Consider the following 18726-nt stretch of genomic DNA (forward strand, 5'->3'; position numbering starts at 1 on the left):
GCACTGGGAGTTTGTGGCGACGCCCCGCCGTGGCGGGCGTCGCCTCTGGAAGTGGCCGTTCACGGAGTTCATCAGGATGATGTGCCGGGCAGCGTGGACGGCCCTCGCGACGCGTCGGGCCGTCCCCTCAAACCGGCCACCTGACGACCGGTTCCACCGGTAGTCACCGACCGAGCACGCCTCCACGTGAGTGGCAACGCTGTCGCGTCGGCGGCTGACCGCCGCCGACAGCGACCGCTTCCTCTTTTCCCAGCGTCACTTGCTCGCTACCAACGGCTCATCAAGACAGACTGGTGAGCTCAGATCGGGTTAGCTGGCGACGCCTTGTGAGGTACTGAATCTCTAACTCAATAAAGTCAACTTGTGTGCCGGTCCGATCTGGTGGTCCTTGAGGCGGAATGCGCCCTGAATATTCCACGAGAAGACATCCGAACTTGTCATATAAACGATAGTGTGTTTGGTCCACACAAATTTCAGCCGGCTAAAGAGAGGTACCGACGAGGTCATAATAGGGTTCTCTCGGAGGACACCCCCACCCCTCGTTCAGAGTGAAAACGATTGGTACCCTACCAGGGGCGTCAATGGAGCCACTATCCGATGCCCGAAAGAGGACCGATCGAGTAAGTATGTGATTCTGAACGTTTATAGAACGTTGTCTTAGCGTTTCTATAGCTAGATTATCACTCTGAACGAGGGGTGTGAGAAAACTCTCTAGTACTCTTTTGAGAGTGATTTTCACTCTGAACGAGGGGTGGGAGAGTGAGTGCTAGATTCGAGAGAGACACAAAAAGCGTCCCGCTTGACATCCTCCTCCGCGTTTAGTACCTAAGCAAAGTTCTGGAGATTAAGAATTCTAGAGAGCCGTTGATGACTTCGTGAGACAGGGCATAGCTGCTATTCCACAAGCAGCAACCTCCAAAACTTCTCTTGATTACTATACGCGGAGGAATCCCGAGCGGTGGGAGTTTCAGGTTTGGCGTCCAATAACCAGTTAGTGTATCTCTGAGGCTAGCTAGTTGTTGAGAGAACGCGTCTTGCAGTAGACAGAACCGTGCTACAGAGTTTAGGCGCGCTGGAGTTTTACCTTGGCAACGGATCCAGTCGGCTCGTTGTCTTTAATCCAGACCTCACCACCGAATTCGTCTACCAAGTTATTGACAACATATAAGCCGATGCCGGTTCCTGAGCTTTCGAACCCTTTCTTTCCCTTACCGAAGACAGCCTCTTTTTGCTTGTCCGGAATCCCGGGACCATTATCCGCGATGCTCACCGTCACGGACTCCTCAGTCTGTTTTACCTCAATATCGATACTGGGTGTCTCTGAATTATTATGCTTAATGGCATTGTTCAAGAGGTTTCGGAAGGTGGATGAAAGCATCTCATTCGCTTGTACCTCGACATCGGGCACGTCTCCACTTATATTGAATGCAGCATTCGGATATTGCTCACGCCGCGTAGCGATTTCTTCCCGAAGAACGCAATTGAGGGAGATAGGATACAAATCCAGTGTCGTCTCTTCGGTCACGACTTCGACATAATCACGAGCTTCCTCGGTAAGGTTGATCACGCGTTGACTTGCGTGCCGCACTCGCTCTAAGACGTCAGTCCCCTCGTCATCGACATACTTCGCCAGTATATCAATCCATCCTGTTACCACGGACATCTCGTTGCGAATATCGTGCCGAACCACCTGATTGAGGATTTCGAGTTGCTCGCTTCGATTCTGGAGTTGCTTTTCTTTATTCCGCTGGTTCGAGACGTCTCTGAAGACGCCGAGAAGCAAGGATTGGTCTCGATAATCGAACTTTGCGGCGTTGATCTCCACCGGAATGCGGTTTCCGCCTGCTGTGTTGACGAAGGCATCCGATCCGTCGGGGAGTTTTGAAAGCGCTTCCTCGGTATCGGTATGGGTGGCGAACAGATCACGGTACTGTCCCCGATTCTCCTCCGGATGCAGTTCTGATTGATGCATCCCGATTAGCTCGTCTCGCTGTCGCCCCAGCAATTCCTCGGCAGTTCGGTTCACATCGACGATTTCACCGGTGTCGGTGGAAGCGACGAACACGGCGTCGGGCGAGGCATCAAGCAACATCTGATAGCGCCGCCGAGCCTGTTCGGTGGCGTGTTTTTCCTGACGTTGGCGTCCGTCATAGACTCCAATTAGTGCACCCGCGATACCGCCGGCTGTGAACAGATTCAAGACGACAAATTGCCCGTGACTCATCACGTTTCCTTCCACGTACTGGTAGAGGTAGATCACAGCGCTGACGAATACCATTCCGACCATTCCGGTGATCGTCCACCCGGTGACGCGAGGTAGCTGGTCAGTATTGAGGGCGCTCTGGTACACCTGATATCCCAGCACAATAAGTCCAAATGACAGGCTCATCGGGACGAACACGCCCAAAACGTACGCTAACAGCTCGTCTTCCGCAAGAAGGTGCGGGATGTGGGCGAGAAAAGAAACAGTTCCCAGGCCACTGATCGCCCCTGCCCACAGATGTCGTGCTGTGATTCGACGACGGCTCACTTTTCGATGCGAGATAACTCGTATTCGTACGTATACAATTTTTCATTCAGATAGCAGAAGTGGGTTTTCGGCAGCTACTTCAACTGAAGCGGTAGCGCGGAGTCCCCTTCCTCAAGGAGCGACCCGAGGGAGCGAGTAGGGAGGGGAGGAGCGCGTTCGTATAAGTCACAACCACCTAATTATAAGTGTCCATCAGACTACATTGAAATTGTGGCAGACGACTACGTGCGTCGGACGGCAATCACTCGTCTCGAAGTTACGGACGAGCAACGCGCCCTCCTCGAAGAAATCATCTCCGAGTGGAAGCGTGGTTGCCAACTCGCCACAGATATGGCGTGGAACGTCTGCAACGCCAAAAGCGACGTCCAGCCCCTCGCCTACGACGACGTACGCGAACACACCGACCTCGGCAGTCAGCACGCGATTCTTGCCACTCACCAAGCCGCCCAAGCCATCACCAGCTGTCTCGAACGCCGCTCGGAAGGCAAGCCGGTCAGCAAGCCGACCTTCACCGCACCCACGGTGAAGTACGACACCCGGACTATGACGCTGTTCGACGACGATACGGTGTCTCTCTCCACCACGGAGAGTCGCGTCCGGTGTGACCTTGCGCTGCCCGATGCCGACGACGGCTACCAACGGCAGTACCTTGACTCCGACGAGTGGAGTGTCACGGAAAGCACGCTCACCGCCCGTGACGGCGAGTACTTCTTGCATATCGGCTTTCGTCGACCCAAGACCGACACCGAGCGGAACACCGCCGAGGACGGAACGGTTCTCGGGGTCGACCTCGGTATTGAAAACCTCGCCGTCACCAGTACGGCGTACTTCTTCAGCGGGCGAGAGCTAGCTCACGACCTCCGTGAATTCGAGAAGGTGCGTGCCGGACTCCAACAGACCGGGACGCGAAGCGCCCACCGGACACTCGAACAGTCGAGTGGCCGTGAACTTCGATACGTCCGGGATGTGCTTCACCGGGCGTCGAACGCTATCGTAGACGAAGCACTCCGCTATGAGTGCGACGTGATAGCGTTCGAGGACTTAACCCATATCCGCGACCGAACGGGTGCGTCGTGGGGGCACAAGTGGGCGTTCAGAACGCTCTACGAGCAAGTAGCGTACAAAGCCGAGGCAGAGGGTATCTCGGTGACACAAGTCGGTTCGGCGTACACGTCTCAGCGGTGCGCCGAGTGTGGGTTCACGGCGGATGAGAACCGCTCGACTCGCAACGAATTCTGCTGTCAAAAGTGCGAGTCGGAAGCGAACGCGGACTACAACGCGGCGAAGAATATCGGACTGCGGTACGTCCGTCGGGGCCAACAGTCGTCTCGGCGGACGGGCAACAGTCAACTTGCCCTGAAGTCTGGAACAGTGACGCCGAGCGACGGATTCACCGCCCACCCGGAAGGGTTCGAGGCCGAGTTCACGGACAAGCCCCGTCCTCAACGAGCGCGTCAGCGCGAGTAGGGCGGGGTAGTTGACTACGCACGCCATAGTGATGATCTACCTTCATTTGTCTGAATATACCGTTGATACGGATCGATGACATCTCCCAGATCCACAAGTAAAATATACTAATAGTAGATATTAGCTACAGAAGAATGCCTATTCGACTCATCCAACCGACTGATTTCCTGATTCTAGACACGTTATCAGACGGGAAGCGAGATACAGCAATGAATATTGCAAAGCGAATCGACAAAAGTCGAAACTACATCAACACCCGACTGCCTGTGCTTGCTGATTACGGTCTCATCGACAAAATCGGCCCGCACGAAAGTTCGGGACTGTATCAAATAACGCCTTTAGGCGTGGCTGCAGTCCAAAAACAGGCGCTTTACGATCAGGATCAAGGCCAATTTGATGCGGCCATCCGTGAGTTAGCAGCCGATATCGAAATTGACGGCCCAACGATTATTCAGGAGAACTGATATCCCACAGTAGTTGGGACCAACCGTTCCAATGTATGCGGTTCCGAACCGTTTCGCGGTTAACAGCCATCTCCCTTCGAGATTTTCATAGCTTTCACGCCGAACTCTCTTTACAGCGGATGACGTACCCTCATTCAACAATGTCCATCGACCGAGATACCTTCGAGAACACGAGCGAGGACGAACTTGAGGAACTCTCCGTCCCCGATCAGGTCCTCGGATTTCTCGCCGCCAACGAGGATCGGGCGTTTAAGGCGCGCGAAATCGCCCCCAGATCGGCGTCGACGAAGGGGCGGTCAGTACCGCGCTCTCACGGTTGAAGGATCGTGAGCTGGGCGAACACAAGGCCACGTACTGGGCAGTGACTGATGACGCTGAGCGACTCGAGGGATACAGCGGGTACGAACGAGCAACGGCGCTGTTCAACGACCAACTGGGTGCGGAGGACAAGGATTCCTGGCGCGATCACGCACCGCAGGAACCACACCCGAGCGTCGAGGACGAACAGTGACCGACGCAGAGACACCGATCCTCGAGCGGGGCGACGTCGTCTACGGTGATGATCCGTTCAAGGCTGAGGAAGCCGCTCGGCCCTGGCTTATCCTCTCAAACCACGAAGGCCGTCCGTTCCACGGCAATCAGCATTACCCCCTCTCGTGAACCGGTCCATCGAGGACGTTGCTTTGACTTTAGCGGGGATGCGAAGCGCATAAGTCATTATCGCAGTAATCATTATGTAAAGTATGACCTTCTACGATCGCCAGGATGAACTCGATGCACTAGACACGGCGTATTCATCATCTGGTCACGCTTTCTACGTCGTGTATGGGCGTCGTCGAGTGGGGAAAACAGCACTGCTCAAAGAGTTCTGCGCTGATCGGCCGCATCTGTACTATCTTGCAGCGCAAGAAGCCGAAGAGCGCCAGCGTGAGAAGTTCGTTGAACAGATTGCCGACGGATTCGATGACCGTGTCCCACGTATCGACCACTGGGATGAGGCATTCGAGTATCTTGGTGAGAAGCTCAAAACGGACGACCGTGTTGTCGTTATCGACGAGTTTCCGTATCTGGTAGCAGAGAACGACTCGCTCCCGTCATACCTCCAGGCCTTCGTCGACGAGCACCTGCAGCACACTGACTCGATGCTCGTTCTCTGTGGATCGAGCGTGAGTACAATGGAGTCTGAGGTGCTCGGCCACGAAAGTCCGCTGTATAGCCGCCGAACTGGACAAATTGATCTCCATCCGTTTTCGTTCCAGCAAGCCCGGGACGTCATTGCGTACGATATTGCAGACGCAATTCGATCGTACGCGGTCACCGGTGGGACACCGATGTACCTCACCCGTTTCGACTACGAACAGTCGTTAGCCGAGAACATTCAGACACAGATTCTCTCACCGACCGCACTTCTCTACAATGAGCCAGAGTTCCTGCTTCAGACGGAACTGCGCAACCCGGCTCGCTATCTGAGTATTCTTGAGGCCGTCGCGGTCGGACACACGACGCCCAACGAGATCTCTGGTGCGACTGGAATTGATTCAGGGCCGCTCTCGAAATACCTTCAGACACTGCGCCAACTTCGGCTGCTCAACCGTGAGGTACCGATTACGGTTTCCGGGCAGAAGTCCAAACGATCTCACTACCGCGTCGACGACGAGTTCCTTCGGTTCTGTTTTCGCTATGTCGAACCGAACCGGTCTAGCATCGAAGAAGCGCCTGCGATGGTCTTCGAGGGCACTATCGAACCCGACCTACCAACACACGTCTCGACAACATTCGAAGATGTCTGTACGGAGGCGGTCTGGGAACTGATCAGGCGCGGCGAATTCGACTCGTATTCAACTGTCGGGCGATGGTGGTATGGTGAAGAGGAAATCGATATTGTGGGACTTGCACCTGCCGATGACCGACTCTTGCTTGCTGAATGCAAATGGACCAACGAGCCGGTTAGCCACGGGCTTGTCGATGAGCTTCAATCGAAAGCCGATAGCGTTCGATGGGGACCAAGTGATCGGTCTGAACGGTTCGCGCTCTTTTCCAGAAGCGGATTCGTTGATGGCTTTGCTGAGGATCTTGACGACAACTGGTCACTGTTTGACCTTACGGATATCGAATATATCTTCAACGACGTCTGAAAAATTGGCCCAGTCGTTCGGCCATCCACCGCCGAATCTGTCGGAACTGATGTTTCGTGACGCCCGCCAACCAGAGAAATCGCGGCTCTTACTCAGCGAACGAGTAGCTGAGGCCTTTATGAGGTGATCCAGTGCTCACAACTTCGGGGGATGGGTATTGATGCGTGCCTTTCTTACACGGGGGTCGGAGGTGAATCACCCGCTCACTGTATGTGCGTGTTGACAAAAAAGACAGTTAGTAAACTTGGTTTACCGAGTTACCAAATTATTATATGTACTCGAAATATACTGGGTGGTATGGGATCGAAGGCACTGAAAGTTAGTGAGGTAGTGTACGACACGTTAGAGGGGCGAAAACGAAAAAACGAGACGTTTGACGATGTTCTTCGGAGAGAATTAGGCCTTGCCCCTGGACTCGAAGATGCAGCCGCGTACCTTCCTGATGAAACAAGAAAAGTGGTACTTGAATTGATCGAGGAGATAGACGAATTAGCGGACTTCGACCACACGGTCGAAACGAAGGGTGCGTCTGCATACTACGAGTTTGTCAGCCCTGATTCGGGACTTACGATCGCTGTTGCTGAATTCTCCTCGGATAAGGGGAGTAGTGTGGTGTTCCGATATCGGCAGATGGACGGGGATATGATCTATCTAACTTCTATCCACAGCGATCGAGATACTGATTCAGAGTTCGACCTCAATACTGATTCAGAGTTCGATGAGTTGGTCGAAAATATATCTGAGCCTATTGAGGGAGCGGTTCGGAAATGGCACTGAGTACAGGGAAAAAAGAGCGGGTACGGGAACGAGATTCTAATATGTGTGCGAGGTGTAGTGTGGGTTGGTTTTCGAAATCTCCGCGTCTCTGTGTTCATCATATTATTCCTAAAGAACACGGAGGGACAGACGACGAAGAAAATCTCATAACACTATGCGGAGATTGTCACAGATGGGCACATAAAGTAAAACAGACGGGGCAATGGAGGGGCGCTTATCGAGATGTACGGGACTACGGAATCTATCCAGATCCTGCAAAGAGAGATGAGTATAAACGGCAGTACGCGGAAAACTATTGAATCTACCTTATAAAAGAGAAGATTAGTCTGTAATAATTTAGATTAGACCGTGGATATAAATCAATACATCGGGTGAAGCGAGTCAGCAGAACCATAATTCGATTGCCCTAATGACCTATCAAAATAATCCAGAATATATTGAAGTAGCTAAAGTCACCAAGACGAACGATACAGATTATCGTTATTTTTCGTTTGTTAGCTATCTAGAATCTAATAATGATCGTGGGATGTTTGAGAAAACACTGCTCTTTGACAATTGTACAAATGAAATCATCTACGCAATTCGAGCACGTGAGGAACGGTCTTATAGAGTAATAGAGAGGCGATCGGCTGCTGGCAATAATAAGCTGTACTGACTGAGATTCCATTTGCTGAGCGAATCAGGCGGTCAAAGGACGACTATGTGAGCAGTTCTACTGATCGAATCTGGAGAGCGAAGAACAGCTATGTGAACCGTTGTATGACACCCTCAAGTACTGGGCTTGGTAATCGGGAAAGGTTCTTATGCGGGAACCGTCTCAATTAGAACAGACTCAACTGGAGGCACCCACGATGACCTTCCAAGAACAACTCCGCTCGATAGAAGAGCGGTACGGCGTAAGTGAGAGCGAACATGCCCGGGAACTTGGGCGCACTGTCGCGGACCTTCAGGACTAACGCGGTTATTCTGCCTCTTCGAGGAACGAGACGAACTCCATTTTTCCGATACCGTCGGTACTGACGAGTTCGTCGTGTCCAGCACGTGTGACAGATTCGGTGAGGAAGCCCCTACAGAGTTCGGTGTGCGCATCCCCGTGACATCCTCCTTGCCGTAAACGGCGAGGCTTCCCACGCGTGACATCCTCCCCGTCGTAAACGACGGGGCTTCCCACACGGTGGGAATGCCAGTTAGTCGTTGCCGGCAGTGGGTTTCGACTCTTGAAACGGTGTGAGTGTCATCTGCGAGGGTGTCTCGCTCTGCTCACACTGAGTCGTGGCCGCGTCACAACGGCTCCCGTCCCGAGGCGAGTCATCGCCTGCCTGTTTCCACGGCAGGCTCTCTCCCCACGGGTCTACGCGACGTGCGATATTGGCACTCGCGTTAATATCCGCTTGAAACGTCGATACGTGGCACTCGGGGTTCTTGCACGTGAACTCGGCTTGCCGAGGCCGATACCCGATGTGCTTGCACGAGTGGCACGTCTTCGAGGTGTACTGCGGGTGGACGTACTGGACTGGAATACCCGCGTCTTTCGCCTTGTCTTCGATACGTCCCTGCAACCGAGCAAAGGCCCACGAGTGCAAGCGTCGATTCATGTACTTCCCGTAGTCCAGTGACTCACGAATGTACGCCAAGTCTTCCATCACGATGACGGGGTTCTCGAACTGTCGGGCGTACTCCACGGACTCACGAGATGCCTTCTCGATAATGTCCGTGAGTCGGTTCTGGTAGTACGAGAAGCGTTCTTCGACGCGCCACTCAGAAGCGTCTCGTTCTTGGAGTCGCTTGAGCGTCGTGAACATCTCCTTACGGATTCGTTTGGCTTCCTTCCCGTTGATGAGAAGTGGTTTCGTGGGAGTGTCGTGTTGGAGGGCACAGCCCGCGACCAACATCGACTCGCCAATATCGAATCCAACCCGAGTTGGGTTTTCAGGGATTTCTGAGGTGTCCTCGATTTCGTATTCGACGGTGACGTGGAGCGTCCACGTCTTCCGGTGTTTCTGCAAGCGAAGTTCGCCCACCTTCGTACTCGATTCGTCATCGAGCATTTCGTTCCACAATTCTTGGTGGTCTGGATTCAGTCGGAGGGGTATCCAGAAGTTGGTTCCGCGACCAGGTTGCGGAACGTTCCAGCAGATTTCGTACTCACGCGAGGAGTCTCGGTCGAACTCCCCGGCTCGGTTCACGAATCGGAGTGGGTGTTCGTCGTCCAACTCTTTGGCGTTGTACGTCTTGTGGAGTTTCGGGACGTAGGATTTGAGGGCGTCTTTCGCTTGATACGGCAGGTTGTACGGTGTCACCACGTCGTTCGTGGCGCTCATCGTCGTACAGTCTTGCTCGAAGGCGTCTTCGAGTGCATCTCGGTATTCAGACAGCGTTTGCTGGAGGCGTTGCTCTTTGCACCGTGTGGGTGGGGCGAGCGTGGCTTCCAGTGTTTTATTCGCCGTCTGAGTCGTTGACATCGTAGCCTTCGGATTCGAGTGCTTTGCGGAGGAGGTCGGGGTACGCTCGTGAGTGGCGTATCCCGTGGTCGCGGGCGTAGTCCTTCACGGCTTCGTGAAGTGGCCCGCCTCGCTCCATATCGAAGTCGGCTCTCATCCACCAGAACGTAAGAAATAGCGTAAGTTAAAGATAACGGTCGGCATTCAGCCTGGGCGTCAGAATGTGGTTAGTTCAGCAGTTGTCGGATTCCCTCCTTGCAGGAAGATGGTGAATACCAGTCAGTCGTCGCTGGCAGAGGGTTCCGACTCTTCGTAGGCCGTGGGCGTCATCTGCGCTGGTACGCTCTTCTCACGGTGAGTCGTGGCGGTGTCACAACCGCTCCCATCTCGTGGCGAGTCATCGCGTTCCGGCTTGTCAAGCGGGACGCTCTCTCCCCACGGGTCAACCCGTCGTGCGACGTTCGCGGAAGCGTTGATGTCGGCCTGAAACGTCGAAACGTGGCAGTCGTCGTTCGGACACCGGAACTCGGCTTGTGAATCCCGCCGACCGATACGGTGGCACGAGTGGCACGTTTGAGAGGTGTACGCCGGATTCACGTACTCGACCGGGATGCCTTCTTCCGTCGCCTTGTCCTCGATGCGCCCTTGGAGTCGGGCGAACGCCCACGAGTGAAGGCGACGGTTCATGTACTTCCTGTAGTCGAGACGTTCGCGGATGTACGTCAAGTCCTCCATCACCAACACCGGATTCTCGTACTGCTTGGCGTACTCGACGGCTTGCCGAGACGCCTTCTCCACGATGTCAGTGAGCGCGTTCTGGTAGTGGCTGAATCGGTCGTCAATCCGCCACTCGGATGCGTCACGCTCTTGTAGTCGTTTCAGGGTCGTGTGCATCTCTTTGCGGAGATGCTTTGCTCTACTTCCGCTACACACGAACGGGTCAGTCGGAGAACCGTCCTTGAGGGCACAGCCCGTTATCAGGGCGGTTTCTCCGATGTCTAAGCCGATGTGCGTGGCGTCACCGTCCGTCGCTGGTTCTTCGACCGGGTACTCGACGGTGACGTGTAGTACCCAGTTCTTCCGGTGTTTCTGAAGCCGTATCTCTCCCACCTTCGCTTCCTCCGATACGAGGTCGTGCCAGAGGTCTTCCTGTTCGGGGTTGATACGGAGCGGTATCCAGAAGTTCGTTCCCCGACCGGGGCGCGGAACCCACCACGTAAACTCGTGGTCGCGTTCGTCGGAGTGGTCGAACTTGGCGGCTTGGTTGGTGAGTCGTATCGGGTGTTCGTCGTTCAACTCCTTGGCGTTGTACGTCTTACGGAGTTTCGGAACGTAGTTGCAGAGCGCGGCTTTGGCCTGATACGGCAGGTCGTAGGGCGTCACGATGTCACTCACTGCCGACATAGTACTCGCCCCGGCGTCGAACGCCTCTTGCAGACCGTCACGGTACGTGTGGAGCAGGTCGTTGAGTTTTGACTGCTTGTGCGCAGTCGGTGGCGCGAACGTCGCCTGCAACGTTTTCGTGACGGTCTGAGACACGCTACTGCTCCTCCACGTAGTTCATGAGTACGTCGATGCTCACTTGGCCGGTGGTGGCGAGGAAGTACCCCGGTTGCCAGAACGCCTTGTCGAGCGCCTGCCGAACCTCGGGGTTTTCGTCACGGATTTTGCGGGACGTGACGCCCTTGAGTGAGTTGATGAACTTGGTGAGGTCGGTCGTTGGCTTCGCCGTGAACAGAATGTGAACGTGGTCGGAACCGCCGTTGACGTTCTGGATGTCCACGCCGAAGTCCTCGGAGATGTCGCTGGCGATCTCCCCGACGCGCTCTGCGATTTCGTCGGTGAGGAGATCTGCGCGGTACTTCGTAACGGTTACGAAGTGATATTGGAGCGCGTAGACCGTGTGCGACCCGGTCTCGAGGTTGTACTTCATTTGGCCGTACTGATTTCTATACACCCAATTCTAATATAGGTTTGCAGTCGTGGGGTATTCAGCCTGCAACCGACGGTGGAACGTGTAGGAGTTGTCGGCTTCACGCCCGCCCTATAGTAATCAAGAGAAGTTTTGGAGGTTGCTGCTTGTAGAATAGCCGCTATGCCCTGTCTCACGAAGCCATCAACGGCTCTATAGAATTCTCAATCTCCAGAACTTTGCTTAGGTACTAAAGGGCGGGATTCTCGCCTTGAAAAAGATAGCACAGAAGGGAACCTACCAAAACGGAAAGGGGTTTGGGTAGCGGGGTCGACTGTTGGAAGGGGGGACGCCGACAACCCGCAATTGTTGTGCAGGCGTCATTATGTGTATATGTAGCGACGCTTCCCAGAGGTCACAAAGGGGCGCAACTTGGTACTCCCGTCACTGCTACCATCCCCGCAATCGTGATCGTCCCGTTTTCGAGAGTGTTTCCAGTCTGGTGGGTGATGTTGACTGTCCCTACGTCGAGTTGTACTCGAAGTCGAAACTCGCCGCCGGTGCTGACTGTTGGACACCCTGACCGATGTTCAGGACGAACGCCTCGAGAACTAGTCATATTTCGCACCCACACACCCCGCAACGAGTGACTTATTCGTTTTCTGTCTTGAGCGGATCTTGGTGAGAGGGCCCTTTTATGACGCCCTGGACACCGACTGTTCTCGTTCTTAACGGACGGTGTAGCGGAACCGCGCCCCGAACCCCGACAAGCAGTCTTTTTCCCCAGGCGTGGTGTGGTGGTGGGTATGTCGATGGCCATCACGCATTTTGCTGTTGGGGGCGCGCTCACGGCCGTCGTTGCCCTCTATTTGCTGCCGCCCTCACGATATGCACGGACGTCAGTCCTCTTTGGCGGGCTCTGGGCGATGGTACCCGATGTGCATTGGGTGACACCGGTGTTTGCGACAGAGCTGTATGGATTTCATTCTTCAGTGTTTGCGAACGTCTTCTGGTTCCACGAGACGCTTGATGTGCTCGATCCAACGGACTCACGCGAAGTGGCCGCGCTCGCACTCGGTCTCTTCGTGTTCGCTGTTGTTGTGGGTGATCACTGGTCGTATACGACGCGGGAGTTGGCTGGTGAGCGTCCGGCGACCGTCGAGGCCGTCGAACCGCTGCGATCACTGGCTGTCCTCTCCCGTGTTGCTGGCGTTCTCGCGCTTGTCGTCGGTAGCGGGTATCTCGCTGTTGGGACGTTTGTCTTGGACAGTGGGGCCTTCCAAGGACTGTACCTCGGCATTGGGATGGCCCTGCTTGGGAGTGGCGTGCTGGGAATTGGTGGGCGCATCTCGATCGAGAGTTGGGTAACCACGCTGGTTCCCCGGGTGGTTCGTCAATTGCTTTCGTCTGCGCTGAGTATTGGCCTGGCGCTTATTGGTGGTGTGCTACTAGTCTTGCCGCTTCGGAGTGGAATTACCGCCCAGACTGGTGGGTTCGCTGGCGTGGGGTGTCTTCTGCTTGTGTTGTCTCTTCTTCTTGCGCAACTTCGTCTGCGTGACTAAGTTAATGGGGAGTTGAGCGCACTTTGACTGCGACTGGGGCAGTATGATGGGGCAATTCGTTGATGAGATTGGTTGCTGTGCTATCTAGATGAGCTAATTAGCTTAGCTCAGTAGTTTAGCTTGAAAGAAGAGTATCATAAATCCTGTGCTAGTGACATTCTCGACCCGGTCATCGGAACGTCTGCTCTGTCTTTGGGTATTTTTCCTGCAGAAGCACCTCTCTGAAGTGGCGTGGAAGTGGTATTTCCGCGCCACCGGTATAGCTTACTGTACGACAACCCGGTGGTAATGTCAGAACCTACGATAGGCTGTCTCCGTGCTGCCGTACAGTGATCTGGTTGTCACATATGTTATTAACATTTTTCTATTCGGATAGTTTTGTAGCGCTCTTCGGGACGCGTTCGTCCGCAGGCTTTTGAGTTGGGGTGGGGTAACCCACAATATGACGTTCAGCGCGAGTTGGCACAATCTCCTCGAACACGCGGAGGAGCTGCCGTCGGACGCGACACTCCGCACGCCGCTGTCTCGAAAGCCGTTCCGGATCACGGACGTCCAGGAACACCGCATCCTCATCACGTATCGCGATGACAACGACACGATCCCACTCCAACGCGAGCAGTTCGAGACGCTATACGGCCACGTCACCGATGGCTGGGGCGGCTTCAGTCTCGATAACCTGCCCTCGGACGCCGAACCCTACGCGACAGTCTTGAGTCTGCACCCGCGGTTCGAGATCGACGACCGAGAGGGAATGCTCGCGGAAACCGACACGCCGACGAGTTCTCCGTTAGTCGATGCCCACGAGGTCGAAACCGACGCGGACGACCGAGCCGAACCAGATATCTCCGTCTACGCCGATGCGCTGCTCCTCATCGACGCGCTCGAACGTCACGACCCGACAGACCTCGAAGGGATGGAGACGCCCGCGTTGGTGAATCTGTACACGCTCCTTTCGGACGTCCAACGAAACGCCAACGACCTCCGGCAGGACGTACGGAGCGTGCTGCTCGCCCGTCTCCATCACGACCAGCCCGTCTCCGGGCAGTACGGGTCGGTCCAGCGGACGTCCCGGCGCAACCGGACGCTGAACGATGACGACGAAGTGCTGGAGACACTGACAGCGGCCGGGATCGACCGTGAGCGCGTGACCAGTGTGGACGCCAGCAAGGTCGACGACGCGCTCGAAGTGACGGAGCTCTCGGAGTCGGACGTCTACGAGATCGAAGAAAGCGAGTACGTACGGAAGGCGGACGTCGACGAAGAACGCAAAGCAACGCGGCTGCAAGGGCTGAAAGATCAACTGGCCGCTACCGACGAGGACACGGCAGACCTCCAGGCAGAAATCGAGGAGTTAGAACAGCGGATCGACGAGCTCACAAGCTTCGACGCCGCGGCCTCGTTCCATCCGGCAGCAGGCGAGGAATCGTAGCTGGGACTTGGTCAAGACTGAGTGCATATGTGTCGAGCGGATTCTCGACTGCGAATCCTACCCACCACCACAGGCGTCCGATCACGGTGTGTCGCTGGTACGGACTTTTGCGATGGGATCAGCTCGAAACACGTCGTCCGGATAGACGCCATCCAGATTCGTCGGACTCTCTTCGGCGGTGAACTTCCACGGAGGGCGGCTGTTGACGCTACGGCGTCGTGGCCAGTGCTTCTAGCGTTCACAGGCGGTGATTTCCGCTGGCTGGTGTCGCCGGGGACGGTTGACACTTATCGGGGGTCAGGGAGGCATCCGCTTTGCGTCTCTCGTCAGGAGTAGTTCGATCGTCACCGGTGGGATCTGGTTCCTCGACACGGTATGTGCCTCCGCAAACTCCTCCTCTCGCTCTCGCTGGCGCCGTTCCGCGTTATCCGCTTGGTTTTCTCGTCCCTCTGTGGTCTCTGTCTTCCTTGTTCTTGTGCCAGTGGTCGGGAGACTGCTCTGGACAGTCATCTGCATAGTGCCGCATCGGTGCTCGGTACCTTGTCTGCCTACCGGAGTGGCTCTTTCTTGAGAAGTGATACTGACACGGGGAGTTTATATTCGATACGGGTAAAATATGATATAATGGATGCGGATCACCGAGGGGTCTCGTCGGTGGTCGGGATTCTCTTGATGGTTGCCATTGTTGTCATTTTGGCTGCGATAATCTCAGTGGTTGCCTTTGGTGTTGAAGACCGCCTTCACGAACCTGTACCGAACGTTGCACAGACAAGTGGAGAGTTCACTCCGGGGGCGGACGAACAAGAGGTTCGAGTGACACATCTTGCGGGAGATAGCGTGACAGTTGCAAACATCGAAGTCATCGTTCGAGCGTCCGGTCCTAGCTTGGATACTGAGACACGGTTGGTGAATTTGCCGGCCGAAGGCAGTGATCTTGATGCCGAAAATATCCAGGGTGATTCGGATCTCATCAGTGAGGGATTTGGAGAGGCAGGTCCTGCAGACCCGAATCAAGTCATTATTGAGGAGTATCCGGCTGACGACAATATCTGGAGTGCCGGAGATACCATTCAATTTGAGATCAATGTTGGTGGGGCTGACTTCCGTGACCCACCAGTCTCGGGCCCCAAGGCTGCGGAACTTGAGGTCATTATCGTCCACACGCCATCGAACGCTGTCATTTTCGAAGACACGTTCGCACGATAAGTGTCTGTGCTCTGGATACCGCATACCTTTGCGGACTTCTGATTGCGGCATATATCCTTCATATTTGATTTTTCGTCGAGACTTTGCTCTGACCCTGCTTGTACTGCGTAGTCCCGTTCACCAATCGGTACGTATTTGCCGCGTTGCTGACGTGTCTCCAGTATGGAAGACAAGCGCGTTCTTGTCACTGGTGGGGCTGGCTTTATCGGATCGAATCTCGCGAATCACCTGGCTGCGGACAATGATGTCATTGCCGTCGACGATCTGTATCTTGGTACGCCCGAAAATCTGGATGCACAGGTCGAATTTCACGACCTGAGCGTTCTTGCTGATGATCTCCCAACTACAGACGTTGATGTGGTGTTTCATCTTGCGGCGCTATCCTCGTACAAGATGCACGAGGAGAACCCAACCAAAGGCGCTCGTGTGAACATTGAAGGGTTCGTCAACACGGTCGAGCAGGCGCGTGCAGACGGCTGTGACACAGTGGTGTATGCAACGACCTCCTCGATCTATGGCTCTCGTACAGAGCCTTCTCCTGAATCGCTCCCTGTTGAGGCGCGAACGGGCTATGAGGCATCAAAGTTGGCCCGCGAGCGGTACGCCGAGTACTTCCACCATCACTACGATATGCAACTCGCGGGACTGCGATTCTTCTCCGTGTATCAGGGCTTTGGCGGCGCTGAAGAGCACAAAGGCGAGTTCGCTAATACAGTGGCGCAGTTTGCCCATCAGATCGCGAATGGAGAGTCACCCGAACTATTCGGTGATGGCTCTCAAACTCGGGACTTCACCCACGTCGACGATATTGTTCGAGGGATCGAGTTGGCGGCTGAGGAGCGACTGCAGGGTGTCTACAACCTGGGCACGGGCGAGAGTTATGACTTCAACACGATGGTCGAGATGATCAACGACGTGCTGGGGACCGATGTGGAACCCGAATATGTCGAGAATCCCTTCGAGGTGTACGTCCACGACACCAAGGCCGACTACTCGAAGATACACGAGGCCACGGGGTGGGAGCCCGAGATTAGTTTCGAGGAGGGTGTCGAACGGGTTTGTGAGCCGTATCTATAGTGTCGTGTATCCAGGGACAGGGTACGGTTTCGAGTGGGGTTTGTTTTGATAACGAGTGGTATTTGGCTGAGACACACCACCGTTTCGAGTGAATTCTAACGTAGCTTGGTGGTCCACGGTGTGTGTGTGCAGATACTCATTCGAACAGTAAGTATCGCAGTACGTGGATGAGTTGCCTCCCGTGTTGCCAAGCAATCCCTCGCGGTTTCTGAATGGTGCGTGTTTTGATTGGCACTTCTCCAATTGTCGCCCCCTTGGCGGCGGCCTCCAACACAAACGTGCCACAGGTACAGGCCGTATCAAGTTCGAGCTCAAGAGCGAGGCTCCGACGAAGGGCACGAAATCCAGTGCCCGAGTCCTGCACATCAATCTTCAACCGGGTCAGTTCGTTGAGCAGTCTTTCGGAGGGTCGCGGGATTGTCTCTCGGGCTCCGAGAACAAGATCTAGTCTGTCTTCCTTAATTGGCCGCACGAGCTTTTCTATATCTCTCGGACGGTGTTCCCCGTCTGCATCGAACGTAACGATGATCTCGGAGGTAACTTCTCGGAACCCACGCTTCAGCGCTGCGATGTAGCCCCTATTCTGGGGTTGTTCGATTACTGTTGCGCCTGCACTTCGGGCGTTCGATGCGGTCTTGTCACTAGACCCATCATCGACGACAAGAACCGCATACTTTTGAGCGAGATCACGAACGATCGGCCCGATTCGATCGGCCTCATTGTACGCTGGAACAACAACAGTGACCTCATCCATAGTCGATACTGTTGTTCCGTCTGATTATAAAGAGCACAGAGAATACCTGCGCCTTGAGTAGTCTGCGTAAAGACAGTATACAGCGCTGAAACGAGTGAGAGATCCAGTGACGAAGGGACGCTTTTCACTCGGTGCTGAGAGTCTGCACCACACTTCGCAGAAATATTCAACCTGTCCGTGGCGGGATGCTTGTACCGCCCTGACGGCGCTGCTGCCAGCATATAGAAGGATCCCTTACGCACCTGTCCAATCTACTATCAGCCACAGATCCGCATACCGTAACGTGTGATGCTTTTACTCTCGTCTGGCAAGCACGGTGAAGACACGGTCTCCACGCCGACGGGCGGCGACCACCTCCTCGTCTCGTGCTCGATCGTGAAGTAGCACCGTTAACACCCGCCCATCGATATAGCCGATCGCATCGAAGTAGCGTTCCTCGTCTGATTCGGCACGGGTGATGTCTTCTGTAGGGATGTATTTGTCCGGGGGCGGAGTTGATGAAGCAGGTGTTGGCGGGGTCATCACAGATCGGTAGTAGCAATTAGATTCGCTTAGGCAGAAATAATTTTGAGTGGCACAACCCGCGTTTCGAGACCAAAGTCCTCCTCTGAGTCCGGTTGTACCAATCCAGACGCCTCACTGGCCATCAGTGATCGGGGATACCTCTGGAGGTCATAGAAGGCTATTCGTACCTGAGCAAGATCCGGTCAGTACAGATTAAAATTTCATCACTCTGGAACTGCGAACTCGTTGTATTCTCCGAGGTGGTAGACTAGTTCTCCATCTTCTTCCATCTCGTGCATAAGTTCGAAGATTGTGTTGTAACCAAGGGCTATGTCGTGTTCTACTCTAAGTTCTTGGCAGACAATACCAGGTGTTACTGCTGCTACATCAGCTTCCTCAACGATCTCAACACAGAGTTGTCTCAGCTTGTCTTCACTAGGATTCATTTGATCACTTGGTAAGCAGGCT

At 54.6% G+C, this 18726-nt stretch carries 17 protein-coding genes and 2 pseudogenes; 12 read left to right on the top strand and 7 right to left on the bottom strand.

Features of this window, described 5'->3' with window-relative positions; translation table 11 throughout:
• Positions 1 to 163 (top strand): annotated as a pseudogene (locus D3D02_RS16740) (ISH3 family transposase); the annotation flags it as partial.
• A gap of 900 nt (positions 164 to 1063) precedes the next feature.
• Here the strand turns inward: D3D02_RS16740 and D3D02_RS16745 are convergent.
• Positions 1064 to 2530 carry an ATP-binding protein gene (locus D3D02_RS16745; RefSeq protein WP_121571111.1) on the bottom strand — a complete coding sequence of 489 codons (1467 nt, stop codon included), beginning with the start codon at positions 2528 to 2530 and terminating at the stop codon, positions 1064 to 1066.
• A 210-nt stretch (positions 2531 to 2740) separates the two neighbouring features.
• Between D3D02_RS16745 and D3D02_RS16750 the strand changes: the two genes are divergently transcribed.
• The 7 genes and pseudogenes from D3D02_RS16750 (at position 2741) to D3D02_RS21675 (ending at position 7672) form a co-directional block, all read left to right on the top strand.
• Complete coding sequence (locus D3D02_RS16750; protein ID WP_121571112.1) at positions 2741 to 3997, top strand: RNA-guided endonuclease TnpB family protein; 1257 nt, start codon at positions 2741 to 2743, stop codon at positions 3995 to 3997.
• 134 nt (positions 3998 to 4131) lie between these two features.
• On the top strand, positions 4132 to 4461 hold the full coding sequence (locus D3D02_RS16755; RefSeq protein WP_199723142.1) for an ArsR family transcriptional regulator: 330 nt from the start codon (positions 4132 to 4134) through the stop codon (positions 4459 to 4461).
• Positions 4462 to 4601: 140 nt separating this feature from the next.
• Positions 4602 to 4972, top strand: a pseudogene (locus D3D02_RS16760) (MarR family transcriptional regulator).
• Positions 4969 to 5121 carry a hypothetical protein gene (locus tag D3D02_RS20685; RefSeq protein ID WP_158599396.1) on the top strand — a complete coding sequence of 51 codons (153 nt, stop codon included), beginning with the start codon at positions 4969 to 4971 and terminating at the stop codon, positions 5119 to 5121. The pseudogene D3D02_RS16760 and the gene D3D02_RS20685 overlap by 4 nt, the downstream one beginning before the upstream one ends.
• Positions 5122 to 5204: 83 nt before the next feature.
• Positions 5205 to 6596, top strand: coding sequence for an ATP-binding protein (locus D3D02_RS16765; RefSeq protein WP_121571113.1), 1392 nt, complete (start codon positions 5205 to 5207; stop codon positions 6594 to 6596).
• Positions 6597 to 6893: 297 nt separating this feature from the next.
• Positions 6894 to 7373, top strand: coding sequence for a hypothetical protein (locus D3D02_RS16770; RefSeq protein ID WP_121571114.1), 480 nt, complete (start codon positions 6894 to 6896; stop codon positions 7371 to 7373).
• Positions 7374 to 7414: 41 nt separating this feature from the next.
• Entirely contained in the window at positions 7415 to 7672 is a 258-nt protein-coding gene (locus D3D02_RS21675) for an HNH endonuclease (protein WP_394337741.1), read from the top strand.
• Positions 7673 to 8560: 888 nt separating this feature from the next.
• Here the strand turns inward: D3D02_RS21675 and D3D02_RS16785 are convergent.
• From D3D02_RS16785 to tnpA, 4 genes are all read right to left on the bottom strand, one after another.
• Entirely contained in the window at positions 8561 to 9835 is a 1275-nt protein-coding gene (locus D3D02_RS16785; RefSeq protein ID WP_121571117.1) for an RNA-guided endonuclease TnpB family protein, read from the bottom strand.
• Positions 9810 to 9971 carry a hypothetical protein gene (locus D3D02_RS21000; protein WP_199723143.1) on the bottom strand — a complete coding sequence of 54 codons (162 nt, stop codon included), beginning with the start codon at positions 9969 to 9971 and terminating at the stop codon, positions 9810 to 9812. The genes D3D02_RS16785 and D3D02_RS21000 overlap by 26 nt, the downstream gene beginning before the upstream one ends.
• 122 nt (positions 9972 to 10093) lie before the next feature.
• The gene (locus D3D02_RS16790) at positions 10094 to 11353 is read right to left on the bottom strand and encodes an RNA-guided endonuclease TnpB family protein (RefSeq protein WP_121571118.1); all 1260 of its coding nucleotides are present in this window, start codon (positions 11351 to 11353) and stop codon (positions 10094 to 10096) included.
• Position 11354: 1 nt separating this feature from the next.
• Positions 11355 to 11747: an IS200/IS605 family transposase gene (tnpA, locus tag D3D02_RS16795; protein WP_121571119.1), complete on the bottom strand. Its 393-nt coding sequence runs from the start codon at positions 11745 to 11747 to the stop codon at positions 11355 to 11357.
• A gap of 785 nt (positions 11748 to 12532) precedes the next feature.
• Between tnpA and D3D02_RS16800 the strand changes: the two genes are divergently transcribed.
• The 4 genes from D3D02_RS16800 (at position 12533) to D3D02_RS16820 (ending at position 17000) form a co-directional block, all read left to right on the top strand.
• The gene (locus tag D3D02_RS16800) at positions 12533 to 13288 is read left to right on the top strand and encodes a hypothetical protein (RefSeq protein ID WP_233560689.1); all 756 of its coding nucleotides are present in this window, start codon (positions 12533 to 12535) and stop codon (positions 13286 to 13288) included.
• A 442-nt stretch (positions 13289 to 13730) separates the two neighbouring features.
• Entirely contained in the window at positions 13731 to 14717 is a 987-nt protein-coding gene (locus tag D3D02_RS16805; protein WP_121571120.1) for a hypothetical protein, read from the top strand.
• Positions 14718 to 15341: 624 nt separating this feature from the next.
• The gene (locus tag D3D02_RS16815; RefSeq protein ID WP_121571122.1) at positions 15342 to 15923 is read left to right on the top strand and encodes a type IV pilin; all 582 of its coding nucleotides are present in this window, start codon (positions 15342 to 15344) and stop codon (positions 15921 to 15923) included.
• A 162-nt stretch (positions 15924 to 16085) separates the two neighbouring features.
• A complete protein-coding gene (locus tag D3D02_RS16820; protein WP_121571123.1) occupies positions 16086 to 17000 on the top strand; it encodes an NAD(P)-dependent oxidoreductase in 915 nt (304 codons plus the stop codon).
• Positions 17001 to 17136: 136 nt separating this feature from the next.
• On the opposite strand, the gene D3D02_RS16825 is transcribed toward D3D02_RS16820, so the two are convergent.
• Together D3D02_RS16825 and D3D02_RS20435 are read right to left on the bottom strand one after the other, a co-directional pair.
• Positions 17137 to 17754, bottom strand: a complete 618-nt coding sequence (locus D3D02_RS16825) for a glycosyltransferase family 2 protein (protein ID WP_121571124.1) — start codon at positions 17752 to 17754, stop codon at positions 17137 to 17139.
• Positions 17755 to 18482: 728 nt separating this feature from the next.
• Positions 18483 to 18704 carry a hypothetical protein gene (locus D3D02_RS20435; RefSeq protein WP_147435659.1) on the bottom strand — a complete coding sequence of 74 codons (222 nt, stop codon included), beginning with the start codon at positions 18702 to 18704 and terminating at the stop codon, positions 18483 to 18485.
• Between the last annotated feature and the right edge of the window lie 22 nt (positions 18705 to 18726).

This window comes from Halobellus sp. Atlit-38R (assembly GCF_003665925.1).
Taxonomy (GTDB): Archaea; Halobacteriota; Halobacteria; order Halobacteriales; family Haloferacaceae; genus Haloquadratum; species Haloquadratum inordinatus.

Excerpts from the sequence above, each read along its gene's own strand:
- D3D02_RS16755 (WP_199723142.1), top strand. The coding sequence starts at position 4,132 with ATGCCTATTCGACTCATCCAACCGACTGATTTCCTGATTCTAGACACG.
- D3D02_RS16765 (WP_121571113.1), top strand. The coding sequence starts at position 5,205 with ATGACCTTCTACGATCGCCAGGATGAACTCGATGCACTAGACACGGCG.
- D3D02_RS16770 (WP_121571114.1), top strand. The coding sequence starts at position 6,894 with ATGGGATCGAAGGCACTGAAAGTTAGTGAGGTAGTGTACGACACGTTA.
- D3D02_RS21675 (WP_394337741.1), top strand. The coding sequence starts at position 7,415 with ATGTGTGCGAGGTGTAGTGTGGGTTGGTTTTCGAAATCTCCGCGTCTC.
- D3D02_RS16785 (WP_121571117.1), bottom strand. The coding sequence starts at position 9,835 with ATGTCAACGACTCAGACGGCGAATAAAACACTGGAAGCCACGCTCGCC.
- D3D02_RS21000 (WP_199723143.1), bottom strand. The coding sequence starts at position 9,971 with ATGAGAGCCGACTTCGATATGGAGCGAGGCGGGCCACTTCACGAAGCC.
- tnpA (WP_121571119.1), bottom strand. The coding sequence starts at position 11,747 with ATGAAGTACAACCTCGAGACCGGGTCGCACACGGTCTACGCGCTCCAA.
- D3D02_RS16800 (WP_233560689.1), top strand. The coding sequence starts at position 12,533 with ATGTCGATGGCCATCACGCATTTTGCTGTTGGGGGCGCGCTCACGGCC.
- D3D02_RS16805 (WP_121571120.1), top strand. The coding sequence starts at position 13,731 with ATGACGTTCAGCGCGAGTTGGCACAATCTCCTCGAACACGCGGAGGAG.
- D3D02_RS16815 (WP_121571122.1), top strand. The coding sequence starts at position 15,342 with ATGGATGCGGATCACCGAGGGGTCTCGTCGGTGGTCGGGATTCTCTTG.
- D3D02_RS16820 (WP_121571123.1), top strand. The coding sequence starts at position 16,086 with ATGGAAGACAAGCGCGTTCTTGTCACTGGTGGGGCTGGCTTTATCGGA.
- D3D02_RS16825 (WP_121571124.1), bottom strand. The coding sequence starts at position 17,754 with ATGGATGAGGTCACTGTTGTTGTTCCAGCGTACAATGAGGCCGATCGA.
- D3D02_RS20435 (WP_147435659.1), bottom strand. The coding sequence starts at position 18,704 with ATGAATCCTAGTGAAGACAAGCTGAGACAACTCTGTGTTGAGATCGTT.